We start from the raw sequence: 17455 nt of genomic DNA, 5'->3' as shown, positions 1-17455 counted from the left end.
TTAGTTTTCGAGTCACTTTAACCTACTGAATATGCGTTTTATCATCCTCAATGTGATTATCGCTTGATTCTTATCCCTGATTCACTGGATAATCGTCCGCCTCAAATTTTCTCACAGTTTCTTTATCCAGAAAGCCAAACGATTGCGCAAACGAATGGCTAAACCCATGAACACGGCACTAATTGTTATTATCTTGTGACGTAATCGTTTTCGTTTGGCGAGGTGAAGAAATAGAACGAACGCTTTTTAAAGCGACATATTTAACAGAAGCAGGGGAAAAACATGTCTGGTATGCAGGCACCAACTCAATGCAAACTCGATAGGTATTTTAAGATTACTGAACGTGGATCGACAGTACGTCAGGAAATTCTTGCCGGATTAACGACATTTTTGGCGATGGTTTATTCCGTTATTGTGGTACCAGGGATGCTTGGGCAAGCGGGATTTCCTCATACCGCCGTGTTTATTTCTGTTTGTCTGGTGACCGGTATTGGTTCGTTATTGATGGGATTGTGGGTCAATTTGCCAATGGCGATTGGTTGTGCGATCTCATTGACTGCATTTACCGCATTTAGCCTGGTATTAGGGCAACAAGTAAGCATTCCTGTGGCACTTGGTGCGGTTTTCCTGATGGGATGTTTATTTACGTTAATTTCAGTAACGGGCGTGCGAGCGTGGATTTTGCGCAATATGCCAATGGGCATTGCACATGGAACGGGCATTGGCATCGGGTTGTTTTTATTGTTGATTGCAGCTAATGGTGTTGGCTTGGTGATTAAGAATCCACACGCAGGTTTGCCTGTTGCGTTTGGTTCATTGGCTTCATTTCCTGTAGTTATGACGCTATTGGGGCTGGCAGGTATTATCGGTCTGGAACGAAAGAAGGTGCCTGGCGGTATTTTGCTGGTGATTATCGCAATTTCTATTATCGGCTTGATTTTTGACCCAGCCGTTAAATATCAAGGATTATTTAAGTTTCCTACATTAGGGGAAGATGGCCTGTCTCTGATGTTTAGTATGGATATTATGGGAGCCTTACAGCCTATTGTATTACCCAGTGTTTTGGCGCTGGTAATGACAGCGATATTTGATGCGACGGGTACTATTCGGGCTGTAGCGGGGCAAGCTAATTTATTGGATAAGAGAGGCCAGATTATTAATGGCGGCAAGGCACTGACAGCAGATTCTGTCAGTAGTATTTTTGCTGGGGTTATCGGTTCTTCTCCCGCAGCGGTTTATATTGAGTCTGCCGCAGGAACCGCTGCTGGTGGTAAAACGGGTTTAACAGCTTCCGTTGTCGGTATTTTATTCCTGTTAATTTTATTCCTGTCTCCGCTGTCGTATTTGGTTCCTGGCTATGCTACGGCTCCTGCCTTGATGTACGTTGGATTACTGATGCTGAGCAATGTGAGAAAGCTGAATTTTGATGATTTTGTTGATGCAATGTCAGGTTTATTGTGTGCTGTATTTATCGTGCTGACTTGTAATATCGTCACAGGCATTATGCTGGGTTTCAGTGCGCTGGTTGTTGGGCGTATTTTTTCGGGTGAATGGCGCAAACTGAATATTGGTACAGTTATACTTGCCATTATATTAGTTATATTTTATGCCGGAAATTGGGCCATCTAATTAAAATAAGATGCGCAAACAATAGGGAGTTGCGCATCCCTTCCACATCCTTACTATGCCAATGTTAGTCATACTGTGATTGCCAGGCATATTCTAAAATGTGTTAATTTTCTCAACACACTCAAGCCGATAAGCATAAAATAGAAAAATGAATCAATGCTTATTGATTTACAATGTGATTGCTTTTTGATTTTCTTTAATAACTGTAATATTTATGGTTATTAGCGCTATTATTAACAGTAAAAAACAGTCACAATCTTTCCACTGACGGATTTTTGGCAATTTGTAAGGGTAACATGGAAATATTCTTTACTATCTTGATCTTGATTTTGGTGGTGTCAGTTTCTGGTGTTCTTACTAAAATGATTCCGTTCCGTATCCCTTTGCCGATAGTGCAAATAGCAATGGGAGCGCTGCTGGCATGGCCTCATTTTGGTTTACACGTTACTTTCGATCCTGAACTATTTCTCGTTTTACTTATCCCTCCTTTATTATTTGTTGATGGTTGGAAAACACCGACTAGAGAGTTTTTCCAGCATGGGCGTGAAATCGTCATCTTAGTATTAGTATTAGTATTGGTGACGGTTATTGGCATTGGTTATTTGATCTATTGGTTATTGCCGAGTGTCCCGCTTATTGCTGCTTTTGCACTAGCGGCTGTATTATCCCCGACAGATGCGGTGGCGTTGTCATCAATTGTTGGAAAAGGGCGTATTCCTAAAAACATGATGAGCGTGCTGGAAGGGGAAGCATTAATGAATGATGCTTCTGGTCTGGTGGCTCTGAAATTTGCCGTGGCAATTGCTATGGGCACGATGGTTTTTACGGTCACTGGCGCAACAGTGGAGTTTTTCAAGGTTGCGGTTGGTGGTTTATTGTCAGGGATCGCTATCACATGGTTATACAGTAAATCACTACGCTTGATGAGTCGCTGGAGTGGGGATGATCCTGCAACTCAAATCATGTTTATGATGCTGTTACCGTTTGCTTCTTATATGATTGCTGAACATATCGGTGTATCCGGTATTCTGGCTGCGGTTGCCGCAGGGATGACTATCAGTAAGGCCGGAGTGATCCGCAACGCACCACTGGATATGCGTTTGCGTGCCGATAATGTATGGGGAATGCTGGCCTTTGTCTTCAACGGCCTTGTGTTTATCATGCTGGGGCTGCAATTGCCGGGGATTTGGGAAACATCGGTAACTCAAGCTGAGCTTGACCCGAATGTTGAAACCTGGATGCTGTTCGCTGCCGTTGGGATCATTTACATTGCGCTGGTATTACTGCGATTCAGTTGGTTATGGCTGATGAAAAATATCAGCAGGATGCTGATAAAGAAAAAACCACTTCAATTTGCCTCCTATACGACCCGTGAGTTGTGGTTAGCCTCATTTGCTGGCGTTCGTGGAGCAATTACGCTGGCAGGTGCGCTGTCTGTACCATTGTTCTTGCCGGATGGTGACCCATTCCCGGCACGTTATCAGTTGATTTTCATTTCTGCGGGCGTGATCCTGTTCTCCCTTTTTGTCGGGGTTGTTGCTTTGCCTTTGCTGCTACGTGGCATGAAAGTCGGTGATAAGCTGGCAGATCTCAATGAAATCAGAATGGCAAAATCGGCAATGGCTGAAGTTGCTATTGTCAGTATGAATAAGATGGAAGAGCGTTTGTCGGCCAGTACTGAAGAAAAACTGGATGCAGAAGTCATTAATGAAATTGCTTCTCGTGTTACTGGTTATTTACGGCGTCGTACTGCGGGAACGGATGAAATCGAGCATAACCTGATGGTTGAAGATTTGGAGCGCCGCTTCCGTTTGACGGCATTAAGGGCTGAACGGGGAGAGTTATATCATCTGCGTGCAACTCGTAAAATTAGTAATGAAACACTGCAAACATTACTGCATGATCTTGATTTGCTGGAAGCACTTTTAGTGGAAAAAGATCAATAAAAGGTAAAAGATCGATAAATTATGTGGCTGTTAACGATCACAACATTTTTGTGGGCCGCCTCATTTAGCCTGATTGGCGCTTATCTCGCTGGTCAGGTTGATAGCTGGTTTTCGGTTCTTGTCAGGGTAATGTTGGCCGCAATGGTATTTTTACCATTTTTGCGCTGGCGTGGGTTATCTCTGAAAGTCATTTCACTGTATATGGCTGTCGGTGCCTGTCAGCTCGGTGTGATGTATTTGTTTGTATTTCATGCCTATCACTATCTGACTGTGGCAGAATTTTTGCTGTTTACCATCATGACACCGCTCTATGTCACATTAATTTATGATCTGATGGGGCGTCAGCGGTTGCGCTCGGGCTATGCTTTAAGTTCTTTATTGGCAGTGGCTGGGGCTGCAATTATTCGTTATGACCGATTGAGTGAATCTTTTTGGATTGGCTTAATATTGGTGCAATTCGCAAATATTTTCTTTGCAATTGGGCAGGTCGGTTATAAGCGTTTGATGGAAACTCATCCGATCCCGCAACGAGTGGCATTTTCATGGTTCTATCTTGGGGCTTGTGTCGTCGCCATCATCGGCTGGCTGATGTTTGGTGATCCGCAAAAATTACCAACAACTCAGCTACAGTGGGGCGTCTTGATCTGGCTAGGTGTTGGGGCGTCGGGGATTGGTTACTTTATGTGGAACTATGGGGCAACGCAAGTAGATGCCGGAACGTTGGCAATTATGAATAATATGCTGATTCCGGCAGGGTTGTTAGTCAATTTTGCAATTTGGCAGCAACATCCTAATTGGCTGAGTTTTACCATTGGAGGCAGCTTGATTGTTGCGTCACTTTGGGTGCATCACCGTTGGATCCTGAAACCCGTTTCACAAACGGCAAATTGTCCACCGCGTGTTGACGCGCAGAACGAATAAAAGTATCAATAGCGGGTTGGCGCTGCTCCCCTTCTCGGCTGGCAGCGTACAATCTGCTCCATAATCCCTCTCCTAATGTTTGGGTTACAATCAACCCTTGTCTTTCGAATGTTTCCACCGCCCAGTGAGGTAATGCGGCAATACCCAATCGGGCGGCAACCATCTGAATCAGCAATAGCGTATTATCGACAGTTTTTAATGTTGGAGTAATATCCGCAGGCTGGAGAAAGTGTCGCCAAATATCAAGCCGTTGGCGCTGAACCGGATAAATCAGCAAAGTTTCAGCCGCGAGATCTTGTGGATGAATATCACGTTTATTTGCCAGTGGATGATCCGGTGCGATCACCAGCTTCACTTCATAATCAAACAGTGACGTATAGTGCAGGTTACTGTCTGCAATAATGTCAGATGTCAGAACGATATCCAGCTCGCGTTTTTGCAGTGCAGGTTGAGGATCAAATGTCACACCAGATGTAAAGTCCACATTAACCTGTGGCCAACTTTCACGAAAACGCTTAAGTGCGGGAGTCAGCCATTGAATGCAGCTATGACACTCAATGGCAATGCGTAAGTTTGTCTCTTCCGGCTCATGGCATTGACGTAAGGAATCCGTTACCAAGGGTAAAACTTGCTCTGCCAACTTTAATAACACTTCTCCTTGAGCCGTTAGCTTCAAGGGTTGGCTTTTACGAATGAATAACTTAAATCCCAACCGATGTTCTAATTCACTGAATTGGTGCGAAAGGGCGGATTGCGTCTGATGCAAATAATTTGCCGCTGCTGCAAGTGAGCCACACTGGTTCAGTGCATGTAGTGTTTTTAAGTGTTTTAATTCGATCATGAAAAACCTTCAAGATGATAATGAATAATTTGCGCTTGTGGTTTATACATTACCTGTTGATTATAGAAGTGTAAACATCTAGACGGCTAAAATTTTACGGGTGACGACATGACGGTTTTGAATCATACATTAGGTTTTCCACGTATTGGGTTGAAAAGAGAACTAAAAAAGGCGCAAGAAAGCTATTGGGCAGGAAATATTTCTCAACAGGAATTGCTGGAAACAGGCCGTGAATTGCGTGCACATCACTGGCAACAACAAAAAGAAGCGGGCGTTGATTTAGTCCCCGTTGGTGATTTTGCCTGGTATGACCAAGTATTGACCACAAGCTTGTTACTGGGCAATGTTCCCCCGCGTCATCAAAATGCAGATGGCAATATTGATCTGGATACGCTGTTCCGTATCGCTCGTGGTCGGGCACCAACAGGTACACCTGCGGCTGCTGCGGAAATGACGAAATGGTTTAACACAAATTATCACTATATTGTGCCTGAATTTCAGGAAGGGCAGGAATTTAAGCTAGGCTGGACTCAACTATTGGACGAAGTTGATGAAGCTTTGGCACTGGGGCACAAAGTAAAACCTGTTCTTTTGGGGCCTGTGACCTATTTATGGCTCGGTAAGGTGAAAGGCAAAGTTTTTGATCGCTTGTCTCTATTAAACGATATCCTGCCGGTATACCAGCAAGTACTGGCGGAACTGGCAAAACGTGACATTGAATGGGTACAGATTGATGAGCCGGCTCTGGTACTGGAATTACCAGAAGAGTGGCTGGCGGCATTCTCAACGGCTTATCAAGCACTTGATGGACAGGTAAAATTGTTGCTGACGACCTATTTCGATAGCATCGGTCACAATCTGGAGACAATAAAATCGCTGCCAGTGCAAGGATTGCATGTTGATTTGGTTGCAGGAAGGGATTCTCTTAAGGATTTGGATAAATCTCTGCCAAAAGATTGGTTGCTTTCATTGGGTGTGGTTAACGGCCGCAATGTTTGGCGAGCTGACTTAAGTGAGAAATATCAGCTTGTTGCACCATTGGTTGGTAAGAGAACTGTGTGGATCGGCACTTCCTGTTCATTGCTTCATAGCCCAATAGATCTGAATGATGAAACTGGGTTGGATGAAGAAGTGAAAAGCTGGTTTGCCTTTGCATTGCAAAAATGTGCGGAACTTGCTTTGTTATCACAAGCATTGAATGCGCCAGAAGGCAATAAACAGGCTGAACTGGATGCCTATAGTGCCCCAATCCGCGCCCGTCGTAGCTCCACAAGGGTGAATAACTCTGCGGTCGCTGAGCGTATTGCGGCAATTAAGCCACAGGACAGTGAACGTCATCAGGTATATCCTGAGCGTGCTAAGATTCAGCGCCAACGTTATAACTTACCACTGTGGCCAACAACAACTATCGGTTCATTCCCGCAAACCACAGAAATTCGTAGCCTGCGTCTCGATTTCAAAAAGGGGCGGGTGGATAGCACGAACTACCGAGCCAATATCAGTGAGCATATCAAACAGGCGATCCAAGAGCAGGAGCGTTTGGGGCTGGATGTATTGGTACATGGTGAAGCTGAACGTAACGACATGGTGGAATATTTCGGTGAACACTTTGACGGTTATGTCTTTACCCAAAATGGTTGGGTGCAGAGTTATGGCTCGCGTTGCGTGAAACCACCGGTAATTATTGGCGATATTAGCCGTCCAGAGGCGATAACAGTGAACTGGGCGACATATGCGCAATCCTTGACTGATAAGCCAGTCAAAGGGATGTTGACGGGACCTGTGACCATTCTCTGTTGGTCATTCCCAAGGGAAGATATCAGCCGTGAAACCATCGCTAAACAGATCGCATTGGCTTTGCGGGATGAAGTTGATGATTTGCAGAAAGCAGGCATTGGCATTATTCAGATTGATGAACCTGCATTGCGTGAAGGCTTGCCACTGCGCAGAGAAGAATGGCGGGAATATCTGGAGTGGGCGGTGGATGCTTTCAAACTAAGTGCAGCGATTGCGAAAGATGATACCCAAATCCACACGCATATGTGTTATTGCGAGTTCAATGACATCATGCCGTCAATTGCAGCGCTGGATGCAGATGTGATCACCATTGAAACCTCGCGCTCGGATATGGAGTTGCTGGATTCGTTTGAAGATTTCGCGTATCCGAATGAGATAGGGCCTGGTGTGTATGATATTCACTCACCAAACGTCCCTAGTGTTGAATGGATTGAGGCATTGCTACGCAAAGCGGCTGATCGTATTCCAGTCGAGCGTTTGTGGGTGAACCCTGACTGTGGCTTGAAAACTCGCGGTTGGACGGAAACCAGACAAGCGTTGGCAAACATGGTTGAAGCGGCAAAACGCTTGCGCTCTTCATTAAACAATTAATTTAAAGTTTATTTGTTCAATTTGAACTAATACAGTTACCATAATTCAATCTTGTTCTGACAATTACCCTTTTACTCAGGTAATTGTCAGGCAATTATCATTTTTCATCTCAACTATCCTCTCATTGTCACCGACCTGATTCATCACAAATACACGCTTCCCCTTGTGCCATGCATTTTTGTGGATTGTTTTACAAAATAGAAGTTATCTAAATTTTTCCTTGGAAAAATATCGATTTCTGATAGCGAAAAGCATAGCAAATATGGCATGTTCCAATTTATCCATTTTTAATGAGGTTTTTGTGATGGAGTTTTACATTCCAATTATTGGGTTGGGAGTGGCAGTATTTACGTTGGTTTTTCTGGTCTTGCGTACTCGTGTACATGTCCTTATTGCTATGCTAATTGCAGCAATAATCGCCGGAATATCAGGTGGTTTGACTATAGGGAATGTTGTTGAGGTGATCACCAAAGGATTTGGTTCGACATTAGGCAACATCGGTATCGTGATTGGGTTGGGATGCATGATGGGGAGGATATTGGAAGTATCGGGAGCAACAGAGCAGATCGCCTATAGCCTGATTAAATGGTTGGGTAAAAGACGCGAAGAGTGGGCTTTGGCGATTACCGGTTATATCGTCAGTATCCCCATATTTGTGAATTCGGCTTTTGTGATCCTCTATCCACTGGTGAAGGCATTGGCGAAGAAAGGGAAGCGCAATGTATTGTCCCTTGGGGTTGCTTTGGCGGGAGGGCTAGTAGTGACTCACCATATCGTTCCCCCAACACCAGGGCCGCTTGGTGTCGCCGGAATATTTGGGGTGAGTATTGGCAAAATGATGCTGGCAGGTATGGTACTGGCGGTGCCCTGTGTCATTGGTATTACCTGCTATGCAAAATGGTTGGAAACTAAATATCCTGAATATCAGCTTGATGATACAAAAGAGAATGCAGAAAATTTGCAACAAATACATCAGCATTATATGGATGAAAAGGAACAAAAATCACTTCCAAGCCTGTTTCTTTCCCTTTTACCTATCGTTACACCGATTGTTCTGATTTTTATTGGCGTAATTAATGGAATGATACTAAGAACTGGTGAGGAAAAATCTTTCTATTTTCAGATTTTTAATTTTCTAGGATCACCCATTATTGCGTTAGCAATCAGTGTATTACTGGCAGTTTATACTCTAATGCCAAACGTCAGTAAACATGAAGTGATTGAACATTTGGAAACAGGGTTAAAAACCGTAGGCATTATTTTGTTGGTGTCAGGAGCAGGGGGAGCATTAGGCGCAGTATTGAACGAAGGTTCAACAGGGACGATATTAGCGCATTATATTGCCAGCCTGCCAATAACACCTGTTTTGATCCCATTTATCATTGCGACTCTCATACGCATAATTCAAGGCTCTGGTACAGTGGCAATGATAACTGCGGCTTCTATTTCTGCGCCTGTTATCAAACAGATACCGGATGTTAATATGTTGGTGGCGGCACAAGCTGCGATGATGGGTACCCTGTTTTTTAGTTACTTCAATGACTGTTTTTTCTGGGTGGTTAACCGGATGATGGGTATCAAAAATGCGAGGCAGCAGATTATCGTCTGGTCGATCCCCACCACAATTGCATGGGGAATCGGATTGTGTGGTGTATTGCTTCTTAATCTTGTCATGTAACTTTTTATATGGATAGCGATAGCGCTCTGTAGCGGGCGCTATCTTTTAAATGTGACATTTATCACAAAATTATGTATGTGTTTCTTTCTTGTATTAATTAAAGATGATTTCAATCACTAAAAAATGTCAGAGTATTGACTAAATTTAGGTATTCATATTTTGAATCATGTCCGTTGAGGAGTCGATATGTCTGATGTGTTTCACTTAGGTATCACCAAAAGCGATCTGCAAGGCGCAACGCTGGCAATTGTACCAGGCGATCCTAATCGTGTTGAGAAAATTGCGCGATTGATGGATAACCCCGTACATTTGGCTTCCCACCGTGAATTTACAACCTGGCGTGCAGAAATTGACGGAAAAGCCGTGGTTGTCTGCTCTACAGGCATTGGAGGCCCCTCAACGTCGATTGCTGTAGAGGAGTTAGCGCAGTTGGGAGTACGTACTTTCCTGCGCATCGGAACAACTGGGGCAATTCAGGCACATATCAATGTAGGGGATATATTGGTTACAACTGCTGCGGTTCGTTTGGATGGTGCCAGTTTGCACTTTGCCCCAATGGAATTCCCTGCGGTTGCTGATTTTGAGTGTACAAATGCCTTGTATGAAGCAGCAAAAGCATCTGGTTCTGCTACTCATGTTGGTATTACTGCATCTTCCGATACCTTCTATCCAGGTCAGGAACGTTACGATACTTATTCTGGCCGTGTCGTTCGGCGTTTCCAGGATTCCATGAAAGAATGGCAAGAAATGGGCGTAATGAACTTTGAGATGGAATCAGCAACATTACTAACCATGTGTGCGAGTCAGGGATTGCGTGCTGGTATGGTGGCAGGTGTGATTGTTAACCGTACCCAACAGGAAATCCCAGATGCAGAATTACTGAAGAAAACAGAAAGCAATGCGCTGGGGATAGTTGTCGAGGCTGCCCGTCGCCTGCTGTAATGCCTTTCATTGAGGGTCAGAACATTCTGGCCCTATCGTTTATGCGATCTTTTCTTCCCTTCATTTCAAAATTTGCTAATGTCATAACATTTTGTACTAATAGATAGTTTGTTCTATTAACTATTTTTTAATCGCAACAAGAGTGACCATGACCACAACATTTTTATCTCATCCTTCATTACTTCCTCTGAATGGCGGCATTAATTTCCGTGATTTAGGTAATAAGACACTGAATAATGGCGTCAAAATTAAACCAGGAATGTTATTTCGTTCCGGTTCACTGGACAGACTGACAGAAAACGATCAGGCTTTTTTAGTGGATCAAAATCTTTTGCAGATCATTGATTATCGTGATAGCAGCGAAATTATGGATAAACCCGATCGAATATGGAATGGGGCACATTATTACCATGCTCCAGCCAATCCTCTTTCCAAAGAAGTGGACGCTAATCTGGATAAATTAGACAAAGAAATACTGGAGCAATTCGATGCGAAAACATTTATGTCTCGTTTATACAAATTACTCCCTATCAACAATCCGGCTTATAAAACGTTAGCGACATTATTATTGCAACCAGAGAAAGGCGGAATTGTGCAACATTGTGCGGTTGGCAAAGACCGAACGGGAGTAGGCTCTGCACTGGTTTTATTCGCATTGGGCGCTGATCTGGATACGGTGATGGAAGATTATTTGCTGACTAATGTCACATTGGCTCCGTACCGAGACTATTTATTGAATGAACACGCAAAAGTGATGAGTGAAAGTGTGGTCGAAAAATTTGCCTATGTTTATTCAGTGAGGGAAGAATTTTTACTGACTGCACTTGATAGCATTAACCAGCATTATGGCAGCGTAGATGTTTGGCTGGAAAAAGATATCGGCCTTAATATCCCTGCGCGTGAAAAACTACAAGCTTATTTTCTTGAATAAAAATATCAGATTAGCATTGGGCAGATTGTTCAGTGCTAACCTCTAACATCCCACTGATAACACAGGAAAGATTAATGTGAGTCTGCATGAAATTATCGAACTGGTCATAAGTTTCGTAAAAGCCCATGAAGTTTGGGCAATTCCCATCATTTTCCTACTGGCATTTGGTGAATCGTTGGCATTTATTTCTCTATTGTTACCAGCAACGATCATTTTGTTGGGATTAGGGGCATTGATTGGTGAAAGTGGGTTAACCTTCTGGCCAATATGGATAGCCGCAGCAGCCGGCGCTTTCTTTGGTGATTGGGTTTCTTACTGGTTTGGTTTCCATTACAAAGAAAATGTCGGCAAGATGTGGCCGCTTTCCCGCCATCCTCAAATGTTGGTTCGCGGGCACCGTTTCTTTGAACGATGGGGAGTATGGGGCATTTTTATTGGGCGCTTTTTTGGTCCGTTGAGAGCCGTTGTACCTCTGGTAGCCGGAATTTGTGCCATGCCAAAACGTTATTTTCAGCTTGCTAACTTAGCTTCTGCATTGATTTGGGCATTCGGTATCTTAGCACCGGGGGCATTTGGCCTGCGTTGGTTGGCTGAATGGATGGGATAAAGAGTGGATGGGGTAATTGCGAGCCACTTTGCAAACTGAAAGAAAGGCATTAAATACTCTGGACATCTATACAGCATCTATTTAACTTACATTGAGGCTAGTGACTCAGAAAAGTTGACTGAAATTTATCGGCAATGGTGCCAATGAAAAGTAGGCTTAACAAAGAATGGGGTTAAAAATAATAGCGTTAGCGAGGGTGTATAGGTGGATATCCAGTGGTTATACATGCTGATTGGTGGTTTAGGCGGATTGCTGGGCGGAGGGATCTTCGTCTGGCTTTCTGTTCAGCAGAGGATCCAGCAAAAAGAGCAGGAACTGCGTGAATTATATAGCCAATTGGCGGTCAGCCATGAAAAGCTGGAACAATCTCACTATTGGCGTACTGAATGCGATCAACTAAACCAAGCATTACTGGCTCAACGAGAAATTAACAGTGTGCAGGAAGCTGAATTGCGAGAATTGAGCACTCGGCTTGAAGAGACCAGACTAGCTGCGGAGGAAAAGCAGCGTTTATTGATCAACAGTGAGCAGCGATTAAATACCCAATTTGAAAATCTTGCCAATCGTATCTTTGAGCAGAATCAACGTCGTACCGATGAATATCAGCGTCAAAATCTCAATAATCTTCTGATGCCATTTCGTGAGCAACTTGAAGGATTCCGCCGTCAGGTACAAGATAGCTTTGGGCAGGAAGCTCGTGAGCGCCATACTTTGGCTCATGAAATTCGTAATCTTCAGCAACTTAATGCACAGATGGCAAAAGAGGCTATCAATCTCACAAAAGCCCTGAAAGGAGACAATAAAATACAGGGAAATTGGGGAGAGATGGTATTGGCGCGGGTTTTGGAAGCTTCCGGCTTGCGTGAAGGATATGAATTCGATACACAAGTCAATATTAAGGCTGAAAACAGCGAGCGTTTTCAGCCTGATGTAATAGTGCACCTGCCACAGGGAAAAGATGTCATTATTGATGCCAAAATGTCCTTGGTTGCTTATGAACGTTATTTCAACAGTGATAGCGAAGAACAACAAACACAAGCATTACAGGAACATATTAACTCCATCAGGAGACATATACGTGGCCTGAGCCGAAAAGATTATCAACAATTACCCGGATTACGATCGCTGGATTATGTTTTGATGTTTATTCCTGTGGAGCCGGCTTATCTGGTGGCTCTCAATCAGGCACCAGAATTACTTGATGAAGCACTGAAACATAATATTATGCTGGTTAGCCCATCAACTTTGCTGATTGCTGTTCGTACTATCAATAACTTGTGGCGTTATGAATATCAAAGCCAAAATGCACGTCTGATTGCTGATAAAGCCGCCAAAATGTATGACAAAATGCGGTTGTTTGTGGATGATATGCAAGGATTAGGGCAAAGCCTTAATAAAGCCCAGGCGAGTTACCATTTCGCAATGAAAAAGCTTGTTGAGGGCAGAGGCAACTTAATTAGTCAGGCCGAAGGATTTCGTGATTTAGGAGTGGATGTAAAGCGTCCTATTGATTCACAGTTGATTGATAAATCTTTCCAATCGTTGCAGGTGAATGAGTGAAGTCTGAATAGGGTTTTGTTGGAAAGGCTGATACACTGACTATAAATTTTTTTGAATAAAAAGCGGACAAATAACATGGCAGATCAATCAAAAGAAACCACTGATTTTGGTTTCCGCACCGTAGCCAAAGAACAAAAAAAAGAGATGGTGGCAGAGGTATTTCACTCTGTGGCCTCGAAATATGACTTAATGAATGACTTAATGTCATTTGGCATCCACCGTATCTGGAAACGTTTCACTATTGAGTCAAGTGGTGTTCGCCGTGGTCATAAGGTGCTTGATCTCGCTGGTGGGACAGGTGATCTAACCGCAAAATTTTCCCGGATGGTGGGGGAAAAAGGTCAAGTTGTTCTGGCGGATATCAACGACTCAATGTTGAAAGTTGGACGCGAAAAATTACGCGATATCGGTATCGTAGGTAATGTCAGTTATGTTCAAGCCAATGCAGAAGAACTGCCTTTCCCAGATAACCATTTTGATTGTATTACTATTTCCTTTGGCTTGCGTAATGTCACGGATAAAGAAAAAGCGTTACGTTCCATGTATCGGGTACTTAAGCCTGGTGGACGCTTGTTGGTGCTAGAGTTTTCTAAACCTGTATTGGCTCCGTTAAGTAAGGTTTATGATGTTTATTCATTCCATATTCTGCCTCGAATTGGCCAGATGGTTGTAAATGATGCGGACAGTTACCGCTATCTGACAGAATCCATTCGTATGCATCCTGATCAGGAAACCTTAAAAGGTATGATGGAAGAAGCGGGCTTTGACCAGGTTTATTATACCAACATGACTGGTGGGATCGTTGCACTGCATAAAGGGTTCAAATTCTGAGATGGAAACATCCTTATCAAGCCATAGTATGAGTTCTGCGGTATCAAAGGATAAGGTGTTATTTCCGGCATTGACGGCCTTTCTGGAAACAACCTTGAATCACTTGTTATATCGCGAAGCTGTATTAAAACCGGCACGCTTGAGACTAGTAAATAAGATACTATCCATTGAACTGAAAGAAATCGAAACACCATTGATACTGATATTCAGTGAGAGACGACTAGATATATTGAGTCAATGGTCAGAACCTGTGGATTGCTCAATGAAAGCAACGCTCCCTGCACTACTCAAGCTACGGGATCGCCAGTGCCTTTCAACCCTGATTAACAGCGGTGAAATTGTCATTGAAGGGGATATGCAGGTGATTCAACAATGGTCAGCTTTGCTGGATATGTCAGAGTGGGACCCTGCGCATTACCTTTCCCCTTATGTTGGTGATATTGCCGCAGAAGGTGTTACCCGAATGATGAAGAAAAGTGTTGGATTTGTCAGCAATACCATTGCAAGGAAGAAAACGTATTTTACCGAATCATTGACAGAAGAATGGAAAATGGTTCCCAGTGCGTTGGAAGTGGCCTATTTTAGTGAAGAGGTTAATGCCGTTGCTGATCAGATAAACCAACTTGAAAAACGGTTGGCGGCACTGGAGGGAAAACATGACACCCAGTGAAATTAGGCGGCTTTACTTTATCATCCGAGTCTTTCTTTCTTACGGATTGGATGAACTTATCCCTAATATTCGTTTGACATGGCCGTTGCGTTTTGGGCGTTATTTCCTGTTTTGGATACCTAACAGGCATAAAGATAAGCCTCTTGGCGAACGTTTACGTTTGGCATTACAAGAACTCGGTCCGGTATGGATCAAGTTTGGTCAGATGCTCTCTACACGTCGTGACCTATTTCCGCCTGCAATTGCAGATCAACTATCGATGTTACAAGATAGAGTGGTTCCTTTTGATGGCTTAGTAGCACGAAAATCGATTGAAACGGCTTTAGAAGGCTCGCTGGAAACATGGTTTGAGGATTTTGATCCACAACCACTGGCTTCCGCTTCTATCGCTCAGGTACATACTGCTCGGTTGAAAGAGAATGGTAGAGAAGTTGTCCTGAAAGTGATCCGCCCAGATATTCTGCCGGTAATTCAGGCCGATGTACGGTTAATGTATCGTTTGGCAAATCTGGTTCCCCTTTTACCAGATGGTCGTCGCCTTCGTCCGCGTGAAGTTGTAAGAGAATATGAGAAAACCCTGCTTGATGAACTAAATTTATTGCGTGAAACTGCAAATGCAATTCAATTGCGGCGTAATTTTGAAGATAGTCCAATGCTCTACGTGCCGGAAGTCTATCCCGATTATTGCAGGGAGAATGTTTTGGTGATGGAGCGAATTTATGGCATTCCCGTGTCAGATGTTGCTGCTCTGGAAGCGCAGAACACCAACATGAAAGTGTTGGCTGAGCGTGGAGTTCAGGTATTCTTCACTCAAGTATTTCGCGACAGCTTTTTCCATGCGGATATGCACCCCGGTAATATTTTCGTCAGTTACGACAAACCGGAAGATCCTACTTATATCGGTATCGATTACGGTATTGTTGGCTCTTTGAATAAAGATGATAAACGTTATCTGGCTGAAAATTTCATTGCTTTTTTCAATCGTGATTATCGTCGGGTCGCTGAACTGCATGTTGATTCTGGTTGGGTGCCGGCAAATACCAATGTGGAAGATTTCGAATTTGCCATCCGTACCGTTTGTGAACCGATTTTTGAAAAACCCCTGGCTGAAATCTCATTTGGGCATGTTTTGCTAAATCTTTTCAATACCGCCCGTCGTTTCAATATGACAGTTCAGCCCCAGTTGGTTCTGCTGCAAAAAACGTTGTTGTATGTTGAAGGTTTGGGGCGCCAACTTTACCCTCAGCTTGATCTGTGGAAAACAGCAAAACCTTTTCTGGAAGATTGGCTGCATGATCAGGTTGGGCTTCCCGCTATTGTACGTGCCTTTAAAGAAAAAGCGCCTTATTGGGCGGAAAAGTTACCAGAGCTTCCAGAACTGGTATATGGCACGCTCCAGCAGCATCGGCGTTTGCAAAGCAGCATTGATCAGATATCGCAACAATTCAGGGATCAACAACTCAGGCAGCGCAAATCTCTTTATTTATTGGGGATTGGTGCAACCCTCTTTATCTGTGGTAGTTTGTTTTTCATCATAGATCAGAAACATCTGGCGTGGGGGATGACAGGTATCGGAATTGCATCATGGGGATTAGGTTGGCGTCATTTAAACAAGCGTCAATAATTCAGTAATGATGAATATTAAATCAAGGTAATTTTACGACGATCCTTGTATGATTGCGTTATTTTTAAACAGAGTGTTCGTTGTTTATCATTAAATCACGAGTAATATTCTGATGAATAGAGGTAGGTCAGTATGGGTGGTATAAGTATTTGGCAATTGCTTATCATTGCTGTCATTGTCGTACTGTTGTTCGGTACTAATAAGCTTCGTACCTTGGGTTCAGACTTGGGTGAATCAATAAAGGGCTTTAAAAAAGCAATGAGTGATGATGAAAAACCACAGCAGCCGGAAAAAATGAGTCAGGATGCTGAGTTTGAAACTAAAAACCTCACTGAACAGTCCACGGCTGCACAATCTGAAAACGCAGGAAATAAAAGTAAAGATAAAGAGCAGGTATAAACCGTGTTTGACATTGGTTTTAGTGAACTACTGTTAGTGATGATCATTGGCTTGGTTGTTCTGGGGCCGGAACGTCTGCCTGTTGCGGTAAAAACAGTGGCTGGCTGGATCCGTGCATTGCGCTCTCTGGCGGCTAATGTTCAGAATGAGCTTGCTCAGGAACTGAAATTGCAAGAACTTCAGGACACCCTGAAGAAAATGGAAGAAAAAGCCGAGCTGCAATCACTTTCGCCAGAATTGAAGGCATCAATGGAGGAGCTAAAGGAAGCGGCTGAATCGTTGAAAAATACTTATCAGTTGAAACCGGATGAAATGAAAGAGTTAGAAGAAGACGAAACGCATTTTCATTCCTCTAGTGCTCAATCGTCTGCCAACCATTTGAATTCAGAACAATTAAGTTCAGAATCAGGCATTGCAGAGCAATCGAACTCAAAATCAGCGCAACAGAAAAAAAAATCTCCTGAACAAGCAAATGGCGAACACTAAAA

General features: G+C 43.4%; 15 protein-coding genes. 14 read left to right on the top strand and 1 reads right to left on the bottom strand.

Annotated features, from left to right (window positions below; genetic code table 11):
* Positions 1-282: 282 nt before the first annotated feature.
* The 3 genes from Xish_RS04530 (at position 283) to Xish_RS04520 (ending at position 4496) form a co-directional block, all read left to right on the top strand.
* A complete protein-coding gene (locus Xish_RS04530; protein ID WP_099116899.1) occupies positions 283-1629 on the top strand; it encodes an NCS2 family permease in 1347 nt (448 codons plus the stop codon).
* 296 nt (positions 1630-1925) lie between these two features.
* Positions 1926-3575, top strand: coding sequence for a Na+/H+ antiporter (locus Xish_RS04525; protein ID WP_099116898.1), 1650 nt, complete (start codon positions 1926-1928; stop codon positions 3573-3575).
* A 21-nt stretch (positions 3576-3596) separates the two neighbouring features.
* Positions 3597-4496 carry a carboxylate/amino acid/amine transporter gene (locus Xish_RS04520; protein WP_099116897.1) on the top strand — a complete coding sequence of 300 codons (900 nt, stop codon included), beginning with the start codon at positions 3597-3599 and terminating at the stop codon, positions 4494-4496.
* Here the strand turns inward: Xish_RS04520 and metR are convergent.
* The gene (gene metR, locus Xish_RS04515) at positions 4381-5337 is read right to left on the bottom strand and encodes an HTH-type transcriptional regulator MetR (RefSeq protein ID WP_141553939.1); all 957 of its coding nucleotides are present in this window, start codon (positions 5335-5337) and stop codon (positions 4381-4383) included. The genes Xish_RS04520 and metR overlap by 116 nt on opposite strands.
* Positions 5338-5445: 108 nt before the next feature.
* Here metR and metE point away from each other — a divergent pair, with 108 nt between their 5' ends.
* From metE to tatB, 11 genes are all read left to right on the top strand, one after another.
* Positions 5446-7725 (top strand): 5-methyltetrahydropteroyltriglutamate--homocysteine S-methyltransferase, encoded by a 2280-nt coding sequence (gene metE, locus Xish_RS04510; protein WP_099116896.1) that lies wholly within the window; start codon positions 5446-5448, stop codon positions 7723-7725.
* Between the two features lie 304 nt (positions 7726-8029).
* The gene (locus Xish_RS04505; protein ID WP_099118667.1) at positions 8030-9403 is read left to right on the top strand and encodes a GntP family permease; all 1374 of its coding nucleotides are present in this window, start codon (positions 8030-8032) and stop codon (positions 9401-9403) included.
* A 186-nt stretch (positions 9404-9589) separates the two neighbouring features.
* Entirely contained in the window at positions 9590-10345 is a 756-nt protein-coding gene (udp, locus tag Xish_RS04500) for a uridine phosphorylase (RefSeq protein WP_099116895.1), read from the top strand.
* 148 nt (positions 10346-10493) lie between these two features.
* On the top strand, positions 10494-11276 hold the full coding sequence (locus Xish_RS04495) for a tyrosine-protein phosphatase (RefSeq protein ID WP_099116894.1): 783 nt from the start codon (positions 10494-10496) through the stop codon (positions 11274-11276).
* A 76-nt stretch (positions 11277-11352) separates the two neighbouring features.
* The gene (locus tag Xish_RS04490; protein WP_099116893.1) at positions 11353-11883 is read left to right on the top strand and encodes a DedA family protein; all 531 of its coding nucleotides are present in this window, start codon (positions 11353-11355) and stop codon (positions 11881-11883) included.
* Between the two features lie 204 nt (positions 11884-12087).
* Positions 12088-13443, top strand: coding sequence for a DNA recombination protein RmuC (rmuC, locus tag Xish_RS04485; RefSeq protein ID WP_099116892.1), 1356 nt, complete (start codon positions 12088-12090; stop codon positions 13441-13443).
* A gap of 75 nt (positions 13444-13518) precedes the next feature.
* Positions 13519-14274, top strand: a complete 756-nt coding sequence (ubiE, locus tag Xish_RS04480) for a bifunctional demethylmenaquinone methyltransferase/2-methoxy-6-polyprenyl-1,4-benzoquinol methylase UbiE (RefSeq protein WP_099116891.1) — start codon at positions 13519-13521, stop codon at positions 14272-14274.
* A gap of 1 nt (position 14275) precedes the next feature.
* Positions 14276-14944, top strand: coding sequence for a ubiquinone biosynthesis accessory factor UbiJ (locus Xish_RS04475; protein ID WP_099116890.1), 669 nt, complete (start codon positions 14276-14278; stop codon positions 14942-14944).
* Complete coding sequence (gene ubiB, locus Xish_RS04470; protein WP_099116889.1) at positions 14931-16568, top strand: ubiquinone biosynthesis regulatory protein kinase UbiB; 1638 nt, start codon at positions 14931-14933, stop codon at positions 16566-16568. Before Xish_RS04475 ends, ubiB begins: the two co-directional genes overlap by 14 nt.
* Before the next feature lie 132 nt (positions 16569-16700).
* Positions 16701-16967 carry a Sec-independent protein translocase subunit TatA gene (tatA, locus tag Xish_RS04465; protein WP_099116888.1) on the top strand — a complete coding sequence of 89 codons (267 nt, stop codon included), beginning with the start codon at positions 16701-16703 and terminating at the stop codon, positions 16965-16967.
* A gap of 3 nt (positions 16968-16970) precedes the next feature.
* Entirely contained in the window at positions 16971-17453 is a 483-nt protein-coding gene (gene tatB / locus Xish_RS04460) for a Sec-independent protein translocase protein TatB (RefSeq protein WP_099116887.1), read from the top strand.
* Positions 17454-17455: the final 2 nt, after the last annotated feature.

This window comes from Xenorhabdus ishibashii (assembly GCF_002632755.1).
Classification (GTDB): domain Bacteria; phylum Pseudomonadota; class Gammaproteobacteria; order Enterobacterales; family Enterobacteriaceae; genus Xenorhabdus; species Xenorhabdus ishibashii.
The sequence above is the reverse complement of the archived record's forward strand: the minus strand, read 5'-3'. Positions and strand labels throughout refer to the sequence as shown.

Bases quoted from the DNA above. Each gene is read 5' to 3' on its own strand.
- Xish_RS04530 (WP_099116899.1), top strand. From the start codon at position 283: ATGTCTGGTATGCAGGCACCAACTCAATGCAAACTCGATAGGTATTTT.
- Xish_RS04525 (WP_099116898.1), top strand. From the start codon at position 1,926: ATGGAAATATTCTTTACTATCTTGATCTTGATTTTGGTGGTGTCAGTT.
- Xish_RS04520 (WP_099116897.1), top strand. From the start codon at position 3,597: ATGTGGCTGTTAACGATCACAACATTTTTGTGGGCCGCCTCATTTAGC.
- metR (WP_141553939.1), bottom strand. From the start codon at position 5,337: ATGATCGAATTAAAACACTTAAAAACACTACATGCACTGAACCAGTGT.
- metE (WP_099116896.1), top strand. From the start codon at position 5,446: ATGACGGTTTTGAATCATACATTAGGTTTTCCACGTATTGGGTTGAAA.
- Xish_RS04505 (WP_099118667.1), top strand. From the start codon at position 8,030: ATGGAGTTTTACATTCCAATTATTGGGTTGGGAGTGGCAGTATTTACG.
- udp (WP_099116895.1), top strand. From the start codon at position 9,590: ATGTCTGATGTGTTTCACTTAGGTATCACCAAAAGCGATCTGCAAGGC.
- Xish_RS04495 (WP_099116894.1), top strand. From the start codon at position 10,494: ATGACCACAACATTTTTATCTCATCCTTCATTACTTCCTCTGAATGGC.
- ubiE (WP_099116891.1), top strand. From the start codon at position 13,519: ATGGCAGATCAATCAAAAGAAACCACTGATTTTGGTTTCCGCACCGTA.
- Xish_RS04475 (WP_099116890.1), top strand. From the start codon at position 14,276: ATGGAAACATCCTTATCAAGCCATAGTATGAGTTCTGCGGTATCAAAG.
- ubiB (WP_099116889.1), top strand. From the start codon at position 14,931: ATGACACCCAGTGAAATTAGGCGGCTTTACTTTATCATCCGAGTCTTT.
- tatA (WP_099116888.1), top strand. From the start codon at position 16,701: ATGGGTGGTATAAGTATTTGGCAATTGCTTATCATTGCTGTCATTGTC.